Source organism: Chromobacterium piscinae, from assembly GCF_021129175.1.
Taxonomy (GTDB): Bacteria; Pseudomonadota; Gammaproteobacteria; order Burkholderiales; family Chromobacteriaceae; genus Chromobacterium; species Chromobacterium piscinae.
This window is the reverse complement of record NZ_JAJOHV010000072.1, coordinates 1-4348: the sequence shown is the minus strand read 5'-3', so window position 1 is coordinate 4348 and position 4348 is coordinate 1. Positions and strand designations below refer to the sequence as shown.

Here is a 4348-nt window from a genome sequence, read left to right as displayed (position 1 = left end):
GCCCGCGCGCGGCCGTCGCCGCGCCGCGCCGCTGGGCGGACGCCTCTCCGTACAGCAGCCAGGCGTCGTCGGGCGTGTACTGGGCGAAAGCGCCGAGAAAAGGCCCCTGGCGCTGGCTGCGGGCCTGGCTGAACACCAGGCTGGCCAGCGCATCGTCGCCCTGCCGGTCCAGCTTGAGCAGTACTGTGTCGCGCTGCCTGGGCTGGGCCAGGGTCCGGGTGTCGGACACGTAGGCGGAAGTCAGCCGCCAGGCTCCGGTGCTGTGGGTCCAGCGCGCCAGATCGACGCCCGGCGTGTCGGCCAACGGATTGGTCCGTCCGCTGTCGAAATAGAAGGGATTGCTGGGAGAGCGGAAATTGGCCGGCCCCCAGCTGAATTTCTCTCGGCCGGCCGCCAGCTGCTCGCCGCCGCTGGCCAGGCTGAAGTAGCCCTGGTTGAGGCTGGCCTGCCCGTCGCTGCGGCAATCCGCGCCGCCGGGCGGGCAGGCGCGCAGCCAATTCAGCCTGGGCGCCAGCTCCACGCGCAGCGCGTCGCGCCTGAGCGTCAGATCCAGCCGGCCTTCCGCATGGTATTGCTTCTGCGGCAGCGGCGCCGGGGACGTCAGCCGGTAGGCGTCGCCGTACAGCCAGGCCTCCAGGCTGGCGTCAGTCCGCCACGCCTCGCCGCCGTCGGCGGCCTGCGCACCGGCGCACAGCAGCAGCGCGGCCAGGCCGGCCGCGCCATGCTTAGAGATTGTCCACCTGGAATTCGGCATCGGCGAAGGTCTTCACCCGCAGCTCGCCGTACTTCAGCGTGGTGCGGGCATCGGTCAGCGCGTCGTTGATCTGCATGGCGCTGACGAAGGGAATGCTCTTGCCGCCGACCTTGACCGTGTTGTCGTACTGGAAGCTGGCCTGCTTGAGCAGCTTGCCGGACAGGCTGTAGAACTGCGCCTGCACGCCGACCATCCGCTTTTCCGACACCCAGTAGACGATGCGGTCGTAGGTGCTCTGCTTGTTGGCTGACTTCAGGTCCAGCACGTAGCAGGGCTCGCCGTTCAGCGTCTCCTCCCGCAGCAGCTTGGCCGCATAGTCCTTGGCGTAATTGGTGGCGGCGATGTCGCCTATCGCCGCCTGGCCGGACAGCCGCAGCCGCGGCGAAATCGCCACCGGCTTCTTCAGCCCGGGTTTGCTCAGCCACATATTGCGGTCCACCTGCAGCATCTTGGAGCCCTTGTTGCTCAAGGGCTCCCTGACCTCGGCCAGGCTGGCGGTCTTGTTGGCCCGCACGTCCAGCCGCATCGGCTGCAAGTCTTCGCTGGCGCTGCCGCTGTTGGCCAGCCTCACCTCCCAGGCGAGTCCCGGCAGATCGCCGCCGCGCGCCTGGTCGGACTGGCGCAGCAGTTCCTGCGCGTCCGGCGCCGCGATAACGGTCGGCGCGGCGATCAGACCGGCCAGCAGCAGGCCGGCCGACATCGTCATCTTTTTCATGCGTATCCCTTTCTCAGCTGTGCGCCAGCGACAGCGTGATCTGCTGGCTCGACGCCTTGCGCGCCGGCATCCAGGCGGCGACGATGCTCAGCGTGCCCAGCAACAGCATCGCGAACACGGTGCGCGCCGGATCGAAGTCGATGTACAGCGGCACGCTGACGCTGTTGCCCGGCGGCACGTACTGGATATTGGCGCCGTTGACCGCGTGGCTGGTCAGCCAGAACAGCAGCAGGCCCAGCAGGCAGCCCAACCCCACCTGCAGGCAGGCTTCGGCGATGAACAGGCCCACCACGCGGACGCGGCGGTAGCCCATCGCCCTCAAGGTGCCGATCTCGCGCGTGCGTTCCAGCACGCTCATGCTCATCGCGTTGGCGATGCTCAGCACCACGATGGCCAGCACGATGCCCAACAACAGCGTGAAGATCAGGTCGTACATATTCTTCACCTGCTTGTAGTACAGCGACATGTCTTGCCAGGTGCGCACTTCCAGATCCAGCCCGGCCGCCTGGAAATCGGCCAGCAGCCGGTCGCGCAGCGCGATGGTGGTGGCCTCGTCCGGCGCCGGCGTGGTCAGCATCGCCAGCATGCCCTTGTCCAGTTGGCCGCCGGCCTTGGCCGGCGTGTTGATCAGCACCGTCAGCCACTCGGCCTGCTCGCCGACGTCTTTCAACGAGCGGGTCAGCTGCAGCGGCACCAGCAGGAATTTGTCGTTGGTGGCGGTATTGCCGGTATTGATCACATCGTTGACTTCGACGTCAGCGGCGTTGGCCTGGCCATGGATGGTGCCGACCAGCAGCGAAGCCTCGCCGCCGCGCTTCAGCCCCAGCACCGAGGCCAGCGCCTCGCCGACCGACACGCCGTTGGGCTTGTCGGCGACGATGTTGCGGTGCACGCCGCTGAGCGGGCCCAATATCAGCTGCAGCGCGGCCGGGTCTATGCCTTCGGCGATGAAGATGGTGCTGTTGCGGCCGTTGGAGATCATGCCGTCCAGCCCCATCCGCGGCAGCACGTGGCCCTGAGGCAGGCGCTTGCGGACGATGGCATCCACCTTGGCGATCTCGGCCGGCGTCAGCAGAAAGCGCGCCGGGTGCAGCTTGCCCTCGGTGCGCCAGCCGCGCTTGTTGACCGTCAGGTGGCCGATCATCTCGCCGTGGATGGAAAGGTTGGCCAAGCCGGTGTAGATGGTCTGGGTATAGCCGGCGAACAGCGCCAGCGCGGCGATGCCGAAGGCGATGGACAACAGGGTGACCAGGCTGCGGCGGCGGTTGCGCAGCAGATTGCGCCACGCCATCACGATGGGGTTCATGTCAGGCTCTCCGCGTTGAGTTTCAGCATGCTCTCCTCGTACGACGCTTCGGCGATCTCGCCGTCGCGCAGCGCCAGATGGCGCGACACCCGCGCCAGCAGCCTGGGATCGTGGGTGGACAGCACGAAGGTGACGCCGGTCCGGTGGTTCAGCGCCTGCATCAGGTCTATCACCTCGCGGCTGGTGCGCGAGTCCAGGTTGGCGGTCGGCTCGTCGGCGATCACCAGCGAGGGCTCGGTCACCATCGCCCGCGCGATCGCCACCCGCTGCCGCTGGCCGCCGCTGAGCTTCTCCGGCGGATGATCGGCGAAAGCCTCCAATCCCACCTTCTGCAGCCACGCCCGGGCGCGCTCCCTGGCCTGGACCTTGGCAATGCGCTGGCAGTAAAGCGGCAGCATCACGTTCTCCAGCGCCGACAGCACCGGGATCAGGTTGAAGTTCTGGAACACGAAGCCGATCTCGCGGCTGCGGTAGTCGGACAAGGCATTGTCGTCCAGGCCGGCGACATCCTGGCCGCAGAACAACATCCGGCCGTAACTGGGGCTGTCGATCAGGCCCAGCAGGTTGAGCAGGGTGGACTTGCCGGAGCCAGACGGCCCCCAGATCGCCAGGAAGTCGCCGGGCTGGACCGCCAGCGACGCGTGGCGCAAGGCCTCGATCCGGGTTTCGCCCAGCAGGAAGGTGCGGCCCGCATCCTGCAGCTCGACGATGGGTCCGCTTATCGATGGTTTGACTGCTGTGCTCATGAAGCGCTCGCTCGTTTTTCGTAAAGAGAAAGGCGGCCTAGCTGTTAATGAATGCATCATTTAACAAATTCAACAACCATGGCATAAGGTTCAACAGGCAGGCGCGCCAGCCAGGTGGGCGATCAAGGCCGAGTAATCGCGGCGCTTAGCCTCCTCGTCCAGCGGCCCCAGCAGCCGGCACAACGCCGGCGCCAGCCTGGGCTGCAGGCCGCTGGCCAGCGCGTGCTCGCACTCCCAACGCAGGTCCTTCTCCAGATTGGCCAGCGAGAAGCGCGGCGCGTGATCGCCGTCCAGGTAGCGCTGCCCCAGCCTCCGATACAGGGGCGAAGCCAGGCCGCTGCCGTCCAGCGCGTCGAGGAAGCTGTCCACCGCCAGGCCATGCGCCCTGAGCAAGGCGATCGCCTCGCCCAGCCCGCCCGCCATCACCCCCACCAGCAGATTCAAGGCCAACTTGGCGGTATTGCCCGCGCCCAGCCCGCCCAAATGGTGGACGCCGCGCCCCAGCGCCCACAACAGCGGGCTCGCCCACTCTACGTCCGCCTCCGCGCCGCCCACCAGAAAATGCAGCGTGCCGTGGCTGGCGTCGTGCACGCTACCGGTCATCGGCGCCTCCACCAGCGGCCAGCCGGCGGCTGCTGATTCCGCCCCCAACGCCGCCAGCTGGACAGGCTGATGGGTGCCCAAATCCACCAGCCGGCGGCCGGCGGCCGATACGCTGGCAATGCCCTGATCGTAGAACAGCAGCGCGCGCAGCGCGGCGCTGTCGGTCAACACCGTCGCCACCCAATCGGCCCCGGCCACCGCGCCGGCCGGCGTCGCGTGCGCGC

Annotated in this window: 5 protein-coding genes; all 5 read right to left on the bottom strand. The window is 67.7% G+C overall.

From position 1 onward, the window contains the following. The coding region (locus tag LQR33_RS18125) for a hypothetical protein (protein WP_231470018.1) at nt 1-754 on the bottom strand (754 nt) is incomplete at its 3' end. Next, nucleotides 726-1469 carry an outer membrane lipoprotein-sorting protein gene (locus LQR33_RS18120; protein WP_231470017.1) on the bottom strand — a complete coding sequence of 248 codons (744 nt, stop codon included), beginning with the start codon at nt 1467-1469 and terminating at the stop codon, nt 726-728. The genes LQR33_RS18125 and LQR33_RS18120, both read right to left, overlap by 29 nt. A 13-nt stretch (nt 1470-1482) precedes the next feature. Beyond that, a complete protein-coding gene (locus tag LQR33_RS18115) occupies nt 1483-2775 on the bottom strand; it encodes an ABC transporter permease (RefSeq protein ID WP_231179434.1) in 1293 nt (430 codons plus the stop codon). Next, complete coding sequence (locus tag LQR33_RS18110; RefSeq protein WP_231470016.1) at nt 2772-3521, bottom strand: ABC transporter ATP-binding protein; 750 nt, start codon at nt 3519-3521, stop codon at nt 2772-2774. The genes LQR33_RS18115 and LQR33_RS18110 overlap by 4 nt, the downstream gene beginning before the upstream one ends. Nucleotides 3522-3611: 90 nt before the next feature. After that, the coding region (locus LQR33_RS18105) for an NAD(P)-dependent oxidoreductase (protein ID WP_231470014.1) at nt 3612-4348 on the bottom strand (737 nt) is incomplete at its 5' end.

Excerpts from the sequence above, each read along its gene's own strand:
- LQR33_RS18120 (WP_231470017.1), bottom strand. The coding sequence starts at position 1,469 with ATGAAAAAGATGACGATGTCGGCCGGCCTGCTGCTGGCCGGTCTGATC.
- LQR33_RS18115 (WP_231179434.1), bottom strand. The coding sequence starts at position 2,775 with ATGAACCCCATCGTGATGGCGTGGCGCAATCTGCTGCGCAACCGCCGC.
- LQR33_RS18110 (WP_231470016.1), bottom strand. The coding sequence starts at position 3,521 with ATGAGCACAGCAGTCAAACCATCGATAAGCGGACCCATCGTCGAGCTG.